The organism is Salmonella sp. SJTUF15581 (assembly GCF_043356775.1).
Taxonomy (GTDB): Bacteria; Pseudomonadota; Gammaproteobacteria; order Enterobacterales; family Enterobacteriaceae; genus Salmonella; species Salmonella enterica.
Genome location: NZ_JBEUJY010000018.1, coordinates 41468 through 60972 on the forward strand (window position 1 = coordinate 41468; position 19505 = coordinate 60972).

General features: G+C 56.1%; 8 protein-coding genes. 2 read left to right on the forward strand and 6 right to left on the reverse strand.

Translation table 11 applies throughout. From position 1 onward, the window contains the following. Position 1: 1 nt before the first annotated feature. The 4 genes from ABVN36_RS21850 to smpB form a co-directional block, all read right to left on the reverse strand. Positions 2–2182 carry a type I secretion system permease/ATPase gene (locus ABVN36_RS21850; RefSeq protein ID WP_023138910.1) on the reverse strand — a complete coding sequence of 727 codons (2181 nt, stop codon included), beginning with the start codon at positions 2180–2182 and terminating at the stop codon, positions 2–4. Continuing rightward, on the reverse strand, positions 2179–3588 hold the full coding sequence (locus ABVN36_RS21855) for a TolC family outer membrane protein (protein WP_112324624.1): 1410 nt from the start codon (positions 3586–3588) through the stop codon (positions 2179–2181). Before ABVN36_RS21855 ends, ABVN36_RS21850 begins: the two co-directional genes overlap by 4 nt. 64 nt (positions 3589–3652) lie before the next feature. Next, the gene (gene bapA, locus ABVN36_RS21860; RefSeq protein WP_023138908.1) at positions 3653–15127 is read right to left on the reverse strand and encodes a biofilm-associated protein BapA; all 11475 of its coding nucleotides are present in this window, start codon (positions 15125–15127) and stop codon (positions 3653–3655) included. Positions 15128–15741: 614 nt separating this feature from the next. Beyond that, positions 15742–16224, reverse strand: a complete 483-nt coding sequence (gene smpB, locus ABVN36_RS21865) for an SsrA-binding protein SmpB (RefSeq protein WP_001518569.1) — start codon at positions 16222–16224, stop codon at positions 15742–15744. Between the two features lie 188 nt (positions 16225–16412). Between smpB and ABVN36_RS21870 the strand changes: the two genes are divergently transcribed. Continuing rightward, complete coding sequence (locus ABVN36_RS21870; protein ID WP_001537508.1) at positions 16413–16850, forward strand: type II toxin-antitoxin system RatA family toxin; 438 nt, start codon at positions 16413–16415, stop codon at positions 16848–16850. After that, a complete protein-coding gene (locus tag ABVN36_RS21875) occupies positions 16840–17130 on the forward strand; it encodes an RnfH family protein (protein ID WP_001112990.1) in 291 nt (96 codons plus the stop codon). The genes ABVN36_RS21870 and ABVN36_RS21875 overlap by 11 nt, the downstream gene beginning before the upstream one ends. A gap of 165 nt (positions 17131–17295) precedes the next feature. On the opposite strand, the gene bamE is transcribed toward ABVN36_RS21875, so the two are convergent. Further along, on the reverse strand, positions 17296–17634 hold the full coding sequence (gene bamE / locus ABVN36_RS21880; RefSeq protein WP_001203445.1) for an outer membrane protein assembly factor BamE: 339 nt from the start codon (positions 17632–17634) through the stop codon (positions 17296–17298). A gap of 148 nt (positions 17635–17782) precedes the next feature. After that, positions 17783–19444 (reverse strand): DNA repair protein RecN, encoded by a 1662-nt coding sequence (recN, locus tag ABVN36_RS21885; RefSeq protein WP_000880965.1) that lies wholly within the window; start codon positions 19442–19444, stop codon positions 17783–17785. Positions 19445–19505: the final 61 nt, after the last annotated feature.

Consider the following 19505-nt stretch of genomic DNA (forward strand, 5'->3'; position numbering starts at 1 on the left):
ATCATGCTGATTGATTTTCATTTTTCCACTCCCGACGGTGACTTTGCATCCGATCCGCGTTAAGCGCCTGCGCTTTTGGTGCATCCATCACCAGTTGTCCTCCTTTCAGGACAACGACACGCTCAACCAGCTCCAGTATTGGTACCCGGTGCGTCGCGACGACCAGGGTACGATTGCCAAGCCACTGATGTAACCGCTGAATAAACTCTCGTTCCGTATGCTCGTCCAGCGAGGCGCTGGGTTCGTCAAGTAGCACAATATTGGGGGAGCGCAGCAGCATTCTCGCCAGCAACAGGGACTGGCGCTGCCCGCCGGACAGGCCGTTACCACCCTCCATAATGGGATGATCCAACCCTTTTGCCAGCCGCCTGACGAAGACGGCGCCGCCGCTGACTTCGAGCGCGTCAAAAATCTGTTCATCGTTGGCGTGCGGCGCGCCGAGCGTCAGGTTCTCTCGTAGGGTGCCGAAGAAAAGCCGCGCGTTCTGGCTAAGAAAGCCGATGTTGCGGCGTAAATCCGCCATATCGATGTGCGACAAGCTGAGATTATCAAGCCGGGCATCTCCCTGAATCATTTCCAGGCCGCCCGCCATCGCCTGTAAAAGTGTGGATTTACCCGCACCGTTACGCCCCAGTATCGCAATCCGCTCGCCTGGCATGATCTCCAGACGCACGAGGCGCAGCGGTATGCGTTGATCGTCGTTATGGTAACGAAACTGAGCGTTTTCAAAGAGGTAATGCCCGTGGAGGATGTCGCGGTGTATCAGGCTGTCGTCATGCTGTGTCTCGGTGGGCAGTTGCATAATGTTGTCGAGCCCCATCTTCGCCGCTTTCACCTGCTGCCAGCGCGCCAGCACGCCGCACAGGTTAGCCATTGGCGCGATCATCCGCGAGCCGAGCATCGACGCGGCGACCACGGCGCCGGTAGTCATACTGCCTTCAATGACCATCGGCGCACCGAACATAATCACTGCGGCATACACCAGACTTTGTACCGACATCCCCCAACTGATAAGCCCTTGCGTGAGTTTGCGGGTGCGTAGACCCGACTCGCCGGTAATACGGATATAGCTATTCCACTGCTGAAGAAAGCGGTTCTCCGCCTGCATCAGTTTAATATCCTCCAGACCCTGAACGCTTTCGACCAAGACTGCATTGCGTAGCGTCGCTTCGTGAGCGGCCTGGTTGGCGAGGACAGCCAGTTTTTTTTGCAGTGCCACGCCCGGCAGGATCATCAGCAGAGCCGCCACGGGCGCTATCCATGCCAGCGGTGGGGCAATAATCGACAGGACTATCATAAACAGGAAAAAGAAAGGCAGATCGACAATGGTCGCCAGCGTTGAAGAGGTAATCATCTCGCGGATCTGCTCCAGTTCGCGTAACTGCGAGATAAAACTGCCGGTGGAACGGGGGATAGCGCTGTTGCGCAGCCTTAACGCATGACCGAATACCCGATCGGAAATGCGCATATCGGCGCGTTTACCGAGCACGTCCATAATGTGCGTACGCGCTTCACGCAGCAGAAAACCGAACAGCACCGCTACCAGCACGCCGAAGGAGAGAACGTACAGGGTAGGATATGACTGAGCGGGGATCACCCGATCGTAAACCTGCATAGAGAACACAATCCCGGCCAGAGACAGCACGTTAATCAGAAAGGCGGCGACCATTACCGGTAAATAAGGGCGAATATCCTGCAGAACCAGCTCGCGCATCCAGTCGGGTTTAAAGCGGGAGATATAGCGATCGACGCGGCTATCCTTGAGTGCCGATAGCGGGCGTAGCGCGGCAACATAGAGGATCTCCGGCAATAACTCGCTGAGCGTCAGGCGGTTACGCTGACCCTCTTCTTCAATCACAAAAACGTCTACCGCATCTTCGCCATTAACATGCTCGATGACCAATAACTGCCCGTCCCGGAGCTCGACAACTAACGGCAATCGCCACTGACTAAATGCCGTTTTGTCTATGTCCGGCGCATGAAAGGATAAACCCGCCTGCCGCGCGAGCTGCGTTAAGGCGGTCGTTCTGCTTTTACCCCTAAACCACGGGGCGTTGGCCTGAATTGAACCGGGAGAACAGGCAACGCGATAATGACCGGCGACATGGCTGATGGCCTGCGCCCATTGGCTCAGCGCGCGCTCACTGAGTACCTCTTCTACATCGGGGGCGGCGCGGGTCATGGCTGGATCTCCACGGATTGAATGCTGCGATGATTTAACGCGAACGCCTGACGAAGCGCGCCGGTGTTATACAGACAGTTCAGTTGCAACTGATGCAACTGGCTTTCCGTTTGCAGTTCGGCAAAACGCGCCTGGTAAACTTCCTGCTCCGCATTAAGCACGTCGAGCAGCGGGCGGGAACCGAGGTCAAGGTATTGCTGCTGATACAGTTCGCGCGTACGTTCGCTAAGCTGCTGTTGCCGACGAAGGATTTGTAACGCGCTGGCAAGACTCATTGCCTGGCTGCGCGCCTCCATCAGTTTCTGGCGGACATCAAGCCGGGTGCGCTGAATGGTCGACTGAGCCGCGTCTACCGCATGGCTGGCGGCGTTGCGTCGGGCAGTCAGCCCTCCGCCCTGGTAAAGCGGCATCTCAACTTTTACCCAGGTGGAATACTGGGTTTTATCCAGCACTTCATGACTGGGATATTTATCATTAAGATAATGTTGTACAGAAGGTTCGAGCGAAATCGTCGGCGTCATTTGCGCGCTGGCATAGTCCAGATTCGCCCGCGCAACGTTGGCCTGCGCCCAGGCGGCCAGTACCGCGGGCACCAGTCGATCGTCGGGAGTCGCCGTCTCACAGCTGCGAGCGAGTTTCGCCGGGAAGTCATTATTGATGCCGTTAAGCGAATTCCAGCCCAGCCAGCTCATCAGTGAGGCTTTCGCACTATCGAGATTGGCCTGATACTGCGCCAGTTGCGAGCGGGCGGATTCGATTCTGGCTTCGGTTTGCACCACGTCAGATAGCGACGTAGCGCCTTCATCGCTGCGCTGCCGGATAAGTTTACCGATGTTGTCCAGCGCGGTGAGCTGTTCTTCCGCCGCGTCTACCATTTGCTGCCAGCTCTGCGTTTGTACAATGGCGTTGGCGGTTTCGTGCGCGACGGTATCAATACTGAGCAACACATTGGCCTGCTGCTGCGCTGCGCCTGCGGTTTCGGCACGAACCTGGCTTGCCACTTTGCCGAAGTCATAAAGCATTTGCGATACCGACAGCACCAGCGAGGGACTATACCCGTGATCGGTGTAGGTATTGCTGTACCCATTGTTCACGCCAGCGCTGATTTGCGGATAATATTTCGATTTGGCGACCTCTATTTGTTCATTCTGTGCGAGCAGTTTGCCGATGGCTTCGCGAATAGAAGGATGCCAGTTAACGGCGCGATTGACCGCGTCATTGAGCGTCAGGTTGCCCGGCGCGGCGGCGCTGAGCGGCAACTCAGCGGCGGAGCCATCCAGCGAAGGAAGCATCTGGTCCGTTGCTAATCCTTCGGATGTGATAATTGGCAGCGCTTCTGCGCCCCGGGGCTGGTGATGAAACAAAGCAAATGCCAGTACGATGGCGACAGGCGCGACTCTTGCCATAGTTTATCCCTTTTAAATATCACCGCTTGTTGCCCCGAACGTCGTGGCGTTCGGGGCTTTTTTATCAACCGCCGGTTATCAGGTGGTTGTTCTGCAACAGATCATTTAACGTGAGCTGCACATTCTCCAGCGTGACAAGGTCAGTGGATTTAAACGCGCTACCGGCGCCGTCGCGATCGACGGATATCACCGTATTGGCACCGCTGGTATGAACCTGCACAAAGTTACCCAGCGTCGCCGCCTGGTGATCCCAGCCGGTCAGCAGTTCGTGGATATCGATCTTGTCGCCCTGCGCGGTGGAGAAGTTTTGCCAGCGATCGGCGCCGTTGCCGCCGGTCGCGTCCGCGCCGTTTAACAGGTGGTAAATCAGCGTATCGCCATAGGCGGAGCCGATGAGAACATCGTTTTGGTTGGTACTGACGATTTGCGGCGCCATATCAATGGTCAATGTGGCGCTATCCGTATGACCCATCTTGTCATCCAGTTGATAGGTAAAGACCTCTTTACTGGTGATGGACGACATCGCGACGCCATTATTCAGGGTGTAGGTGTAAGCGCCATCAAGGTTAATTTGCAATGTGCCGTAATGTCCCTGAATCGTGGCGCTGGTGGTATTCGCCGCGGCGTCCAGCGTGGCGGCGCTGCCGTTATACCCGCTAATGCTCAGGCGGGTATTCACCGTATTAAGTTGATCCATCGCCCCCGCCGCATCGCTGCCGTCAAAAATATTGCCGAGAACGGTATGCGTTCCGGACGTTTCAAAATTATCCAGATCGACGGTGGTGCCGATGACGCGTGGCGTGATCGTCGCCGCCCCGGCCAGGGTATTGGTGCCGGTAAAGTTAAGCGTGTACGTTCCGGCATCCAGCTCCAGGCCGCTCAGGTTGACGGTCACCGTCGCGCTGCCCAGCGTGATATTCGCCACCGGAACGGTTCCGTTGCGTATGACGGTCCCGTTCTCCTGAATGGCCCAGCTAATATTCAGATTGCCCAGCGTAATGAGCGTGGAGACATCAAAGACCAGTGACGCGCCTTTAAGTACGGTGCCCGTTGCAACGTCAAAGGTGCCGCTCCCGCTGCCCGATTTGCCGAGTAGCCCCCAACTGGCGCTGCCGACGCTGGAGTCCAGCCAGGCAGCGGTATCCTGAAGCGTGGCGACGCTAAGGGTATCGCTGACATCATTAATCGCATCCAGCGCCCTGGCGGTTGGCGTGATATTGAGCGAGGCCGTATCGGTATCGCCGTTTGGCGCTTTGACCGTATAGATAAAGCTGTCCGGCGTTTTAATGCTGTCGGCGCCGACGCCGTTCTTCAGCGTGTAGGTATAGTTGCCTCTTGCGTCAATGATGAGCGAGCCATACAACCCGTTTACCTCCGTCGTGCCGGTCGCCGCAATCGCCACGCCATTTACTTCAGTGAGGAGGGCGTCCGTAGGGGCGACATCATTGGACAGTACGTTGCCGGTGGTGTTGGCGGTGATACTGTCAACGGCATAGGTGTGGTCCTGAGAAATCGCCAGCGTATAGCCAGTGAGGACGCTAATGCCGCTGGCGGTATTCAGCACGAGCAGGTATTCGCCGCCAGGCAACGTCAGGGTCAGCGGCTGGGATTGTCCGGCTAACAACAGGGTGTTAATCCAGCCCTTTTCCACCCGGAACTGCTCATATTGCTGAATGGCATCGTTGAAGCGATAAACGTACAGATCGAACGTGGAAACCAGTGAGACGCCGCCGACGGTTCCCTGTAACGTCATGGTTCGCGTAGCGCCTTCTTCAACGTTAAAGATGATCGGATTAGTCATATCATCAAGCAGATTCGCGTTCAGTACATTACCAAGTCCGACGCTTAATACCGTGACGCCGCTTTGTGTCGAGGGGCCGTTGTTGACGTAGCTAACGTGGGTATCAAAGACCAGCGAGGCGTTATTGTCTGTCGCTATCACGCTGCCCGGTACAGGCGCGGGACCCAGATTGATAACCAGTTGCGCGGCGCTGCTACCGACGCCATTCTGGGTAATGGTGTAGGTGAAGCTCTCTTTATGTCCGTATCCTGCCGTGGGCTTAGTCAGCGTGTAGGTGTAACTGCCATCCTGATTAATGTGCAGCGTGCCGTATTGCCCCTGGATATCCACGCCGCCCGCGCCGACCGGCGTACTGACGCCGTTGGCGTTGGTGATGGCGGTGACCGTGGTGCCCGTCGGCGCGGTATCATCAGCCATGACGTTGCCGGTACTGATGGTTGGCCCGCTAATAATACCTGCGCTGGTCTGGTGTACGTCGACATCCAGGCTGGTATATGACCCGGTGGCGAGCAGGCTGGTGTTATAAGTGAGTACCCGGTACTGGCCTTCGCCCAGGCCGCTCAGGTTCAGGGTAACGCCGCTCCCGGTCAGGGTAAGCAAATTCGCGAAGTCGCCAACGGCGGTGTTGACGATCGTCGTCCAGGCGCCGAGGCTGGTGTCGTAGCGCTGTACCACAATCTCCTGAGTACTGAGCAGCGAAAGCACGATTCCCGTTGCGGCGGCATCGATGGTGACGTCGCCCGTACCACCTTCAGCAATGGTGAACTCAACCTGAGCGGTATCGTTACCCAAAACCGAGGCGACATTGCCAAGCGCGCCAACCAGCAGCAGGCCGTAATCCGAATAGTTTTGCGTGCTGGTGACGGCGGTCGAGGTCAGATCAAGACTGGTGATGTTATCCCTTGCCGCCAGCGGCAGAACCGGCGCAGTAATGCCTAACGCGCCGGAGGCATTACCCGCAGCGTCAGTGGCCGTCACGTTAATGAGCTGACCTTCAATTTGTTTTGTCGGCAAGGTGAGAGACCATGCGCCGTTGCTGCCGGCGGTGGTGGTGAGCGTCACGCCGCCCGCCAGCGTGACGGTTACGGTGCTGTTTGCCTCTGCCTGTCCGGAAAGTGAGCCGCCATCGGCGCTGAGCGTACCTGACGGCGTACCGGGCGCCAGCGTATCGACAATCACCGTCGCGGCGGTGGAGACGCTGCCTGTACCGTTGGCGTTAGTCGCGGTGGCGGTGAAGGCGTGGCTGCCTTCGGTCAAATTGCCTGTCGGGGTAAAGCTCCAGTTTCCGCTGGCGTTCGCCGTGGTGGTGCCGAGCAGCGCCCCGTTGTTATAAATGCTCACCGTGGCGCCCGCCTGAGCGGTACCATTCAATGTGGGTTGTGCGTCATTAGTGACCTGGCCGTTGGCGATAGCGCCGGTATAAATACCCACATCATCTACTACGTTGGTGATGATCGGTGCTTCCGGCACACGCGTATCGGGCGCGGTAAATCCGGCGGCAATGCCTGTGTTGCCTGCTTTATCCTGGGTAAATGCCAGTAGCGGCTGACCATTGGTCTGCGCGGGCGTGAGTGTGGCGGTGAAGCTGCCTGTACCGTCGGCGGTGGCGGTTCCCAGTACCACACCAGTATCAGAGGTAATCGTCACTGTACTGCCTGCTTCCGCGGTGCCCGTCACCCGATTACCGGTAGCATTGATGACCAGGTTGCCGGGCGCGCCGGGCGCAATGGTATCCACGATAATCGTTATCGATGGCGAAGCGGCGCTAACGTTGCCAGCCGCATCGGCGGCGCTAACGCTATAGGCGTGACTTCCCTGGCCGAGCGCGGCGGTTGGCGTCCAGCTCCAGTTGCCGCTGGCATTGGCGTTCACGGTCGCGACCAGCGCGCCATTATCGAAGATGCTTACCGCGCTGTTGGCTTCCGCAGTACCGTTGAGCGTCGGCTGTGTGTCGTTGGTCGATTGTCCATTGCCAATGGCGCCGGTATTGTTCGGGACATTATCAACGATGCTGGTTATAAGCGGAACCGTTGGCGCAAGGGTATCAACCACGATAGTAAAACCGCTGGTGGCCGGGCTAACGTTGCCTGCCGGGTCGGTGGCGGTCACTGTTAATGTGCGCGTGCCGTCGTTTAACCCTGTCGTCGGCGTGAAGCTCCACGCGCCGCCCGCGTTAGCCGAGGTGACGCCAAGCAGAGTGTTGCCATCATAGATACTGACCACGCTGCCCGCTTCGGCAGTGCCGTTCAGCGTGGGGCGGTTATCATTGGTTATCTGACCATTAGCGAGATTTCCTGTGACCCCGCCCGCGACGTCATCCACCACGGACGTCAGGATCGGCGTTTGCGGCGCGGTGGTATCGACCGTCAGGGTGAAAGCCGTACTGTTCGGGCTGCTGTTTCCTGCGGCATCGGTGGCGACGGCGGTGATGACGTGCGTTCCGCTTGCCAGCGTTGAGGTGGCGACGCTCCACGCGCCGTCAGGCTGAGCCGTTGTCGTGCCAATGACCGTACCATTTTCATAGAGTGTGATCGTGGCGCCGGCTTCTGCGGTGCCGCTGAAGGTTGGCGTAGGATCGTTGGTATTTTGGCCGTTCGCGATCGTGCCGAGGCCTGGCGCCTGATCGTCACTGACTGATGTGATTACTGGCGTCAGCGGCGGCGTGGTATCGACGACGAAATTAACGCTGTCTGAAACGGGACTGGCGTTGCCTGCGGCATCAACGGCAATGACGGTAATTACATGGTTGCCCGTCGCCAGCGAGGCATCGGGCGTGTAGCGCCAGCTACTGCTATTGTCGGCGGGAATTTCAGCCAGCAGCGTGCCGTTATCGTAGAGACGAATAGTTGTGTTGGCTTCACGGGTGCCGCTAATGACAGGGCGCGCCTCATCTGTGATCTGCCCTGAACTCAGATTGCCGGTAATGGGGCCCGTACCGTCGTAGACCGTATCAATAACAGGCGCGGCGGGAGCCGTGGTATCAATAGTAAACGAGCGTATTTCGGACGCGGCGCTGGTGTTGCCTGCCGCATCGGTTGCTGTCGCCGTCAGGTTCCAGACGCCCGCGCCCAGCGAGGTAGACGGTGTAAAACTCCAGCTACCGTTGGCCTGAACTTGCGCTGTGCCGACCAGCGCGCTGCCATTATAAATCGAGATGGTTGTACCCGCCTCACCGGTACCCGAGAGTGTTGGTCGGGTTTCGTTCGTCGAGCCGCCGTTGGGGACGATGCCCGTCACCGGCGCCGTATTGTCTGCCACGCTGGCGATAACCGGCGCGGCGGGCGGTGTGGCGTCAATCGTCAGCACAAATCCGCTGGACACCGCGCTGCTATTACCCGCCGGATCGGTGGCGCTAAGGGTGAACGTGTGGCTACCGTTTGCAAGCGGCGTCTGCGGCGTGAAACTCCATGTGCCGTCGCTATTCACCGTCGTGGTACCGATGGACGCGGGATTACCGTCAAGATAGACATTAATCGTCGCGCCTGCCTCTCCGCGCCCGTTCAGGGTGGGCGTCGCATCGTTCGTTAGCTGCCCGCTAACCAGGTTGCCGGTAATACCGGGCTGGTCATCCACGACGGAGGTGAGAACCGGGATCGCCGGAGGCGTAATATCGACCACGATCGTCCACGGCGCGGAGACCGCGCTGGTATTGCCCGCCGGATCGGTAGCGCTAACCGTCAGATTATGGCTTCCCTCTGACAAATTGCGGGGCACCGGGAATGTCCAGCTACCGTTTTCGCCTACCTGAGCTGTGCCAAGCGGCGTACCGTTATCAAAAATGGTGATTGTCGCGCCAGGTTCGCCAGTTCCGTTCAGTATTGGCTGCCGATCGTCGGTGGATTGCCCCGGTAACACCGGAACGGTCGGTTGATTGTTATCGTCAATCACGGACGTGATAACCGGCACATCTGGCGCCTGCGCGTCAATGTTCAGCGTAAAACCGTCCGAAGGCTGGCCGCTATTGCCGGCGGGATCGGTCGCTACGGCGGTAAAGATGTGCGCGTTGCTCTCCAGCGGCGCGTTCGGGGTGAAGCGCCAGTTGCCGCTTTGATCTACCGTGGCGGAACCGATTTCTACGCCGTTATCCAGAATGCGGATGGTGGCGCCTGCTTCTCCCGTTCCGTTGAGCGTCGGGCGTGAATCATTGGTGAGCGCGCCGTTATCCAGCGTACCGGTCATGCCGGGGACGTCATCCGTTGCGCTGGTAATAACCGGTTGCGCCGGCGCGCTAAGATCGACAGTGATCCCGACCGGTGCGGACAGGCCGCCCGGGCCATTCGCATTGGTTGCCTGGACGGTGAAGTAATGTGTGCTTTCGCTTAATGGCGTCGCGATCTCAAAGATCCAGTTCCCGCTGGCGTCAACGGTGGCAAAGCCTGCCGAATCGCCATCAATGAAAACTTCAACGGTAGAGCCGATATCCGTGGTGCCGCGCAGCGTCGGCGTGGTGTCGTCCGTGGCGCCGCCCGCCGCAATATTCCCCTGTACGCTCCCGACATCATCTTCAATTGCCGTGATGGCCGGGACGGTGGGCAGACCGCTGTCGGAAGCGGGAAAATTCGTAGCCGGGCCGTTATTCCCCGCGCGATCGATAGCAATTGCCGTCAGCGTACCGCCATCGGTTTGCGCCGGACTGAGCGTAACGACGAATTCACCGGTACCATTAGCGACAGCGCTGCCGACCAGGGTGCCATCGGCATGATGAATTTCAACGGTAGCGTAAGGGTCGGCAAGTCCGGCCACGCGCGTGCCATCGTCGTCCACCGTCTGGATCGTTGGCGCGGGCGGGGCGGTGATATCCACGGTAATGGTGATCGGCTGGGTTTGCGCCGTGGTATTTCCAGCATCGTCAGTCGCGCTGAAGGTTAGCGCATGGCTGGCTTCTGACAATTCGGGCGTATTGAATGTCCAGGTCCCGTCGGTGACGAGCGCCGTCCCGATTGCCACGCCATTGTCGTAAATCGTGACGGTGCTGCCGTTTTCGCCGCTGCCGTTGATAGTCAGCGTCCGATCGTTAGTAAAGGCGCCATCGGTTAATGGCCCGGTCACTGGCGCAATATCGTCAAGGATCTCATTGACGACGGGCGGCTGCAACGGAACGGTGTCGACGGTGAAGGTAAAGCTGTTCGATACGCCGCTGCTGTTTCCGGCGGCATCGGCGGCAATGGCGGTCAGGGTGTAGACGCCATCCGGCAACGCGCTGGTCACCGCTAGCGTCCAGGTGCCGGTCTCATCGACGGTGACTACGCCTAAAACGCTGCTGCCGTTATAGAGCGTAATAATGCTGCCGATGTCGCCAGTGCCGTGAATGACCGGCGTATTGTCGTCAGTGGTTGCGCCGCTGACAATAGTATCCTGGACTTCGCCGACGTTATCTTCGGCAAAAGTGATAACTGGATTGGCGGGCGCAGTGGTGTCTAGCGTAAAAGTGACTGAGGCGGAAGGTGGACTGATATTGCCCGCTATATCGGTTTCCGTGACGGTAATGGTATAGGTTTCTGGCGTCAGTGCCGCAGGCGTAAAGCTCCAGCTTCCGTTATCGCCTACCGTTGTGCGACCAATTTCACTGCCATTATTGTAGAGAATAATCGTGCTGCCGATCTCTCCCGTGCCGCTGAAGGTCGGCGTGGTATCGTTCGTTGCGCCATTATTGCCGATGTTGCCGATAACCGGCGCGACGTTATCGCTGATTAGCGGCGCGTCAGGCTGCGCTGGAGGCTGGGTATCAAGGGTAACGGAGAAAACGCTGGAGGTGGGGCTACTATTGCCTGCGGCATCCGTGGCGGTGGCCGTCAGGATGTTTAACCCTTCGCTCAGATTACGGGTTAGCGGATAGGTCCAGCTACCCTGTGGATTGACCTGGACGGTAGCCAGTTCTACGCCGTTATTGTACAGGGTGATGATGGCGCCGGGTTCGCCGGTGCCGCTGAGGGTCGGCATACGCTGATTGGTAATACTGCCGTTTGCCAGTAGCACCTCGCCTTCTCCGCCTGTGATGGCGGCTGACACGATCTGCGGCGCATCCGGCGCCTGGGTATCGACGCGCAGGGTAAAGCTGATGGATTCGGGACTTTCGTTCCCCGCCGGATCGTTGGCGCGAGCGGTCAGAAGGTGGTCGCCGTCGCCCAGCGCGGCAGGCGGCGTAAACTGCCAGCGCCCGTCCGTGCCGACCAGCGCCTGACCTATGGCATTGCCGTTATCGTAAAGGATGATTGTGTCGCCTGCGGTGCCGCTACCGCTCAACCGGGGCTGGGATTCCTGGGTAATCTGATTGGTATCAATCGTATTTCCGTCGCCGTCAGCTACGCCGATAACGCCGGGAGCGGCAGGGGCCTGGGTATCAATGGTAATCGTAAAATCGGTCGAAAAAGGCGTGGTGTTGCCGTTACTGTCGCTGGCCGTCACGGTAAAGGTGTAGGTGTCGTCCGCCAGTGGCGAGGCCGTGGTGTAGGCGTAGCTCCAGACGCCGGAATTACCGACGATAATATCCGCTATCCGGGCGCCATTCTGATACAGGTGTACTGTGGAACCCGGTTCACCTGTACCGTTAATCGTTGGCGTGCTGTCGTTAGTGAGCCCCAGATGTGCGACGCTACCGAGAATACCCGGCGCATCATCTGTAATGAAGGTGATTACCGGTTGCTGCGGCGATTGCGTATCGACCACCAGGTCGAATGACGCGGCCGGACTTGCATTGCCTTTAGCGTCGGTTGCGATTACGGTCAGTCGATGCGCGCCTTCACCTAAATTTTGCGACGGCGTAAACGTCCAGCCGCCGTTGGGCTGTAGCGTGGCGAGTCCCAGTGAAACGCCGTTATCAAAGACTTCGACACGCGCGCCGGCCTCCGCCGTACCGCTAAGGGTGGGACGGTTGTCGTTGGTGGTTTGTCCGTTAACCAGCGGCCCGGTGAAGCTTTCAACATCGTCCAGCACCTGAGTGATAATGGGCTTATCCGGGGCGGTGATATCGGGCGCTTGCGCTGTGGTTGGCGGGCTGACGTTGTTGGCGCTGTCGGTGGCGGTGACGGTAACCTGTTCGCCGTTGGTCTGTGCGGGGACGAGGGGAAGGGTAAAATGACCTTCGCCATCTGCTTTGCCGCTGCCAAGCGGCTTGCCGTCCGGCGTGGCGATCGTAATGGCGCTACCCGGTTCGGCGGTGCCGCTGATACTGGCGCCATCCTCACTAATTACCACGTTTTTCGGCATTTCCGGCGCGGTACTGTCCGGCGCGATAACCGTCGCGGCGGCGCTTTCGTTTTTCGCAACATCGGTGGCGGTAGCGATAAGCGCCTGGCCGTTAGTCTGCGCCGTATTCAGCGGAACGATAAATTGTCCGTTGCCGTTAGCGACGGCGCTGCCAAGTACGGTGTTGCTACTGTCACGGATAGTGACCGTTGCCCCGGCTTCCGCCTGACCGCTTACGGACAGACCGTCGGTCGCCACGATAAGACCGTCCGGTGCCGCAGGCGCAGTTTTATCCGGCGCGTTCAGCGTTTCTACTGGACCGCTATTCGCGGCTTTATCGGTAACGCTAATGCTTAATGTTTCGCCGTTAATTTTCGCCGGGCTAATACCTATTGAGAAGGTACCGTCGTCGCCTGCCGTTCCACTACCGAGCGTATTTCCCAGGCTGTCTTTGATAACTACAGTACTGCCAGCTTCCGTAGTGCCGGTAAGTCTGTCGCCGACGTCGCTAACCGCCAGGCCTTCCAGCACCGGCGGCTGCGTGTCGATATCAATGGTAAAGGAGACGGACTGCCCGCTGGTGCCGCGATCGTTGGTCGCGGTAGCGGTAAAGACATGGTCGCCATCGGCAAGCGCCAGCGAGGGGGTAAAGCTCCATTTGCCGTCAGCGTCAGCGACAATGGGCGGAAAGGTCAGTACAGGAAAGCCATTATCGTTAATCGATATCGTACTGCCTGGTTCAGCAGTACCGCTGAGGGTTGGGCGGTTATCATCTGTGGCATCGCCATTTTTCAGTAGCCCGGTAACGGCGCCAGCGTCATCCGTCACGGTAAGGATAGTCGGCTGGGCAGGATACTGTGAATCAGAAGCGGTAAACTCCGTGGCGGGGCCGATGTTACCGACGGCGTCCTGAATACGCGCTTCCAGGCGCTCGCCGTGGGTCTGAGCCGGATTCAGCGTGATGCTGAAGTGGTTATTTTCTCCGGTAATCGTGGAGCCCAGGTAATTTCCCGCCGGGTCATAGATCGACACGGTACTACCAGTTTCAGCGGTGCCGCTAACGGTTGTGCCGTCTTTCGCAACATTATCAATGGTAGCGGCGTCCGGTGGCGTGGTGTCCACAATGATAGTAGGCGTTGTCGTCACGCGGCTCGTGTTTCCGGCTTTGTCGCTTTGTTCGACGGTAAAGGTATGCTCGCCATCGCTTAACGGCGTAGTCGGGGTAAAGGTCCAGCGTCCATTTTCGTCTACGGTAGCGCTGCCGATAACGGTTGATCCCTCTTTAATCGTGATGGTATTGCCTGCCTCTCCCTGCCCGGAAAATAGCGGTTTTGCCTCGTCAGTCCGGTCATTATTCTGTAACGGCCCGGTGAGCAAACCGGTGTTATCGGCAATCAGTTCAACGCGTGGGGCATCGGGGCTGAGTGTGTCGATAGTCAGCGTAAAGCGGGCTGATTCGCTACTTTCGCCTTTAACGTTAGTCGCAATGGCGGTGAAATGATTTTCCCCATCCGCCAGCGCGCTGGTAATGGCAAAATGCCAGTTTCCGCTGGCATCAACCGTTGTGGAGCCTATTTCCTGACCATTGGCGTAAATATGGATGACTGTGCCTGCGCTGCCGGTGCCCTCCAGAGTGGGGGTATTGTCGTTCGTAAACTGGTTATTGCTCAGCGTGCCGGTGAGGGGAGCGGCATCATCGATAGCGGCGGTGATAGCTGGTGTATCGGGGAGAGGAACGTTGGGCGCATCAATGGTTGCCGATGGGCCGGTATTGCCAGCATCGTCAGTCGCGGTCACGGTAAGTTGTTCGCCGCTAATCTGTGGCGCTGTCAGATCAATACTAAATTTACCGTCGCTATCCGCTTTGCCCTCGCCAACGACGTTACCTGAAGGATCTTTGATGGTAATGGTACTGCCCGCTTCGGCCTCGCCGCTCACCGTTTTTCCGTCCGCTGAAATCAACAATTTGCCGGGAGCGAGAGGCGGGGTAGTATCTACAGGATTACTGCTACCTGGAGTATTGCCGTTAGGGTTACTGCCGCCGGGATTGCTGTTATCAGGGGGATTACCGTCAGGATTGGTGTTATCGGGGGGCGGATTATCGCCATCCGAATGATGGTGGGAATCGCCGCCGCCGGAAGACGCGATAGCGGCAATGCCGCCAGCCGCCACCGCACCAGCCAGTACCCACGGCCAAACGGCGCCGCCTGCTTCATGGGAAGCGCCAGAAGTGACCAGCAGCTCATTAATATCCGCGATTTGTTCAAAATGTAGCCCGGCTTGCGGATTTTCTACCCACCATAACGTGCCATCGTTTTCCGCCAGTACCAGCTGGCTTGCGCCCAGATCGTTGGTAACGTAAAAGTTTTTAATCGTGATCGTTTCGCCGGAATGGAGCGTCACCACCAGATCCTGATTAATGCGCGTAAGTTGACTAATTTCCTCCCGGGCCACTGATAATTTAACAATTGACGGGGCGTTAAGAGTGACCGCTGAGGATTCCACAGTGGTGGAGACGCCAGTCAATTTCGAAACCACGGCGAGTAGACGCATAAATTAGCTCCTGATGGATTTGCTCTGTGTATTAATTAACGGGCACGACGTTCAGGGCAAAATGCGTAGACGAGCCTTCCCGTTCATCATGAGAGATGAATTTCCGTAGCCATATTCTTTTTTATGAGCGTAGGTGAAGGTCTGGTTTTCTCGCCGAATAACCCTTTATTTTTTGTGCCTGACTAGTGCTTTCGTATTAGATGATATAGTCAGAAAAAAATCTTTCTGCAAATTAAGATCTATTGATAAAGGTGTTAGTGCGTCTGAAATATAACGGAGTTTGTGTTAAGGAGAGGTGGGGTGGGCTAACAACGTATGATGATTTTTTATTTATCTTTATGTTTTATAATGAATTTTAATTTCTTCTTCTTTTTCTTTTTTAACATAAAAACAATACCTTTTGTGAAGGTATTCAGCAATATTAAATTTTATAAAAATCATTTGAAGTATTGTGTTATTAGGCTATAAAAATTTTTTAAACGAAGAATATATTCTTGTTGTGGTATTTATTGCTATTGATAAGCGTCAGACACAGAGAATATATTTTCAAGGCATGAATGAGATATGAATATTGACCAGCTTCATACTGAGAAGCTGGTCACAAAAAATGTCTATTATCGGCCTGCATTTTTCATAATGCGTGCTTTATCCAGTTGCCACTCACGTTCTTTAAGATCGGAACGTTTATCATGTTGTTTTTTACCTTTCGCCACGCCGATCTTCACTTTGCACCAGGCATTTTTCCAGTACAGAGAAAGCGCGACGACAGTATAACCTTCACGATTAATACGGCCATACAGCGAATCAAGCTCACGCTGATTTAACAACAGTTTGCGGGTTCGGGTTGGGTCGCATACAACATGTGTCGAGGCGACCGCCATCGGCGTAAAGTTTGCGCCAAACAGCCAGGCCTCGCCATCTTTGAGGATAACGTAACTGTCGCCGATATTGGCTTTTCCTGCGCGCAGAGATTTTACTTCCCAGCCTTGCAGGGCGAGACCAGCCTCGAACTCTTCTTCGATAAAGTATTCGTGCCGGGCGCGCTTATTCAGCGCGATGGTGGCTGAGCCCGGTTTATGTGCTTTTTTCTTCGTCATAAGTGTCGTGAATTCATAGGTAATCTGATATCGAAAACACCCCATTACGTCCTGATGAGGTGCAAAAATCTATCTTAGCATGAGTTGGGCTATGCACGCACAATTAAGGCATGACGGTTGGGGACAGCATTTTTTTTACTCGCTGATAAGTGGTATTATTTACACGATTTATGTTGATGGGAATTGCTATGCCTCAGATTAGTCGGACTGCTTTAGTCCCCTACAGTGCGGAACAGATGTATCAGTTAGTGAATGACGTGCAATCGTATCCCCAGTTTTTGCCTGGGTGTGTTGGCAGTCGTGTCCTGGAGTCATCGCCAGCACAGATGACGGCGGCTGTTGACGTGTCGAAGGCGGGTATCAGCAAGACGTTTACGACGCGTAATCAGCTAACGCGTAACCAGAGCATTCTGATGCATTTGGTGGATGGCCCTTTTAAAAAGCTGATCGGCGGCTGGAAATTTACCCCGCTCAGCCCCGAGGCGTGCCGCATTGAGTTTCAGCTTGATTTTGAGTTTACCAATAAACTCATTGAGCTGGCGTTTGGTCGTATATTCAAAGAGTTAGCGTCCAACATGGTGCAGGCGTTTACGGTTCGCGCCAAAGAGGTTTACCGTGCCGGATAAACTTGTGGTTGAAGTGGCTTATGCGCTGCCGGAAAAGCAGTATTTGCAGCGCGTAACGCTGGAGGAGGGCGCGACGGTCGAAGAGGCGATTCGCGCTTCCGGCTTGCTGGAATTGCGCACGGATATCGATCTGGCGAAAAATAAAGTGGGTATCTATAGTCGTCCGGTAAAACTCACCGATACGGTGCAGGATGGCGATCGGGTTGAAATTTACCGTCCCTTAATCGCCGATCCAAAAGCGTTACGCCGCCAGCGCGCCGAAAAATCGGCTGGCAGATAATTAGCCTCTTTTGCCGGATAACGGTGTGGAAGCCGTACCACACCTGAAGCACAGGCGTGCCTGTAAGCCAGATAAACGTAGCGCCATCAGGCAAATTCGTACCAAATGGCGGGGGAGAGGTTTGCAGGCCTGATGAACGTAACCTCATCAGGCGGTATCACAAAATTACTTCGTCAACGCCGGTTTGTTATCAATATTGGTTAACACGCCGCTGCTGTTAAAGGTGAGTGTCAGAGTCTGCTGCGTCACGTTCTCATGTCCTGGCTGCTGGCGGAAGACATAAAACCAGGTGTTCGTACCAAAAGGATCGGTCATCATCGGCGTGCCTAAAGCATACGCAACCTGTTGTTGCGTCATACCAACACGCACTTTGGCGACATCCGTAGGTGTAAGATAGTTCCCCTGATTGATGTCAGGTCGGTAAACCACTCGCTCCAGAGTGGAACAGCCTGCGGTCAACATCAGGAGTACTGCTGCGGCAGCAGTCAGCGTTTTACAGCGCATAGTGATTGGGTTCCTTTTCGGGCCTGAGCAGTACGTGGCTCATATTAATATGCCGATGATAATAGACCTTTCATCACTTTAAAACCTTTTGCTGTCGGGTCTTACGGCGTTTTTGTTGTGAACTCAGACCTTCGGGAGATAAAAAAGTTTACGCCGCCAGCAGTTCTTTTGCGTTTGCCAGCGTATTACGCGTAACTTCACTTCCTCCCAACAGGCGGGCCAGTTCCTGTAAACGCGCACGTTTATCCAACGGTTGCATATGGGTTTCGGTCATTGCCCCGTCTGTTTCTTTACTGACAAAGAAGTGCTGGTGACCGCACCCGGCTACCTGTGGCAGGTGAGTGACGCACATCACCTGAGTGGATTCGCCAAGCTGACGCAGGAGTTTACCGACCACGGCGGCAGTTGGGCCGCTGATGCCAACATCGACCTCGTCAAAAATTAGCGCCGGCGTTTCCATTTTGCGCGCGGTAATCACCTGAATAGCCAGCGCAATGCGCGACAGTTCACCGCCAGACGCGACTTTAGCGATAGGCTGCAGCGGCTGACCCGGGTTTGTCGTCACTTTAAACTCCACGCGATCGGCGCCGTCGTTGCTCAGATGATGCTCATCAAATTTCACGTCGATAGTAAACAGACCGTGCGGCATCGAAAGTAAATGCATACTTTCAGTGATCAACTGCCCCAGCTCCTGGGCGTAAAACTGACGCTGTTGATGCAGCGCTTGCGCCGTTTCCAGCGCTTGTTGGTGATGCTTATTAACCGCCAGCGTTAGCGTTTCCAGCGAATCGGCCTGATCGTCGAGCTGCTGCTGTTCTTCGAGCAGTGACTGATAAAGCTGCGGCAGCGCTTCCGGGCTGACATGATGTTTTCGCGCCAGCGAAATTTGTTTAGCGATGCGCTGTTCAAGCTCAAACAGGCGATTGGGGTCTAAATCCAGACGCTCGCAATAGTGGCGTAATTCATCGCTGGCTTCGGTGAGTTGGATAGTGGCTTCTTCCAGCATATCCAGGATGCCGGAAAGCTTGCTGTCCATACCCACCAGCTCGCTAACCAGTTGTTTTGCGCTATATAACTGGCTTTGCAGATTAACGTCTTCGCCGTCCGCGAGTAGCGCCAGAGCGTTCTGGCTGGTCGTAAGCAACTGCCCGCTGTTGGCCAGCCGTTTGTACTCTTCGTCAATTTGCTCGAATTCGCCGGCCTGCGGATTAAAGTCGTTCAACTCTTTTAACTGATATTGCAGCAGTTCCGCGCGCGCGGCGCGTTCCTGGCTTTGTTGTTGGTGATGGGCGAGATCGCGGCAGCTTTGATGCCATAATTGGTAGCGGGCAGCCATCTGCTGCGCTAAAGCGGCTTCGTTGGCATAGCTATCCAGCAGCGATTTTTGCTGTTCGGGTTTGGTAAGCTGCTGGTGCGCATGTTGACCGTGAATTTGAATCAGCAACTGACCGAGCTCACGCAATTGAGACAGGGGCACAGCGGTGCCGTTAATAAAGCCCCGTGAGCGACCATCGCTGCTGATAACGCGGCGAAGTAAGCATTCGCGACCTTCTTCAAGCTGGTTTTCTTCCAGCCAGCGCAATGCCGCAGGCGTGTCTTTCAGTGCAAAGCGGGCACACAAATCGGCGCGGGTCGCTCCGGTACGGACCATATCGGCCTCAGCGCGACCGCCCAGACACAGACCCAGGGCATCAATCGCAATAGATTTACCCGCGCCGGTTTCACCAGTAATGACGGTCATTCCGCTCTGAAAATCGATCTCAAGCTCACGAACGATAGCAAAATTGCTGATGGTCAGTTGCGCCAACATAGCTGTTTTCCTGTATGAAAAACCATGACTGTAATTAAATACAGTATAAACTGGTTTTTTA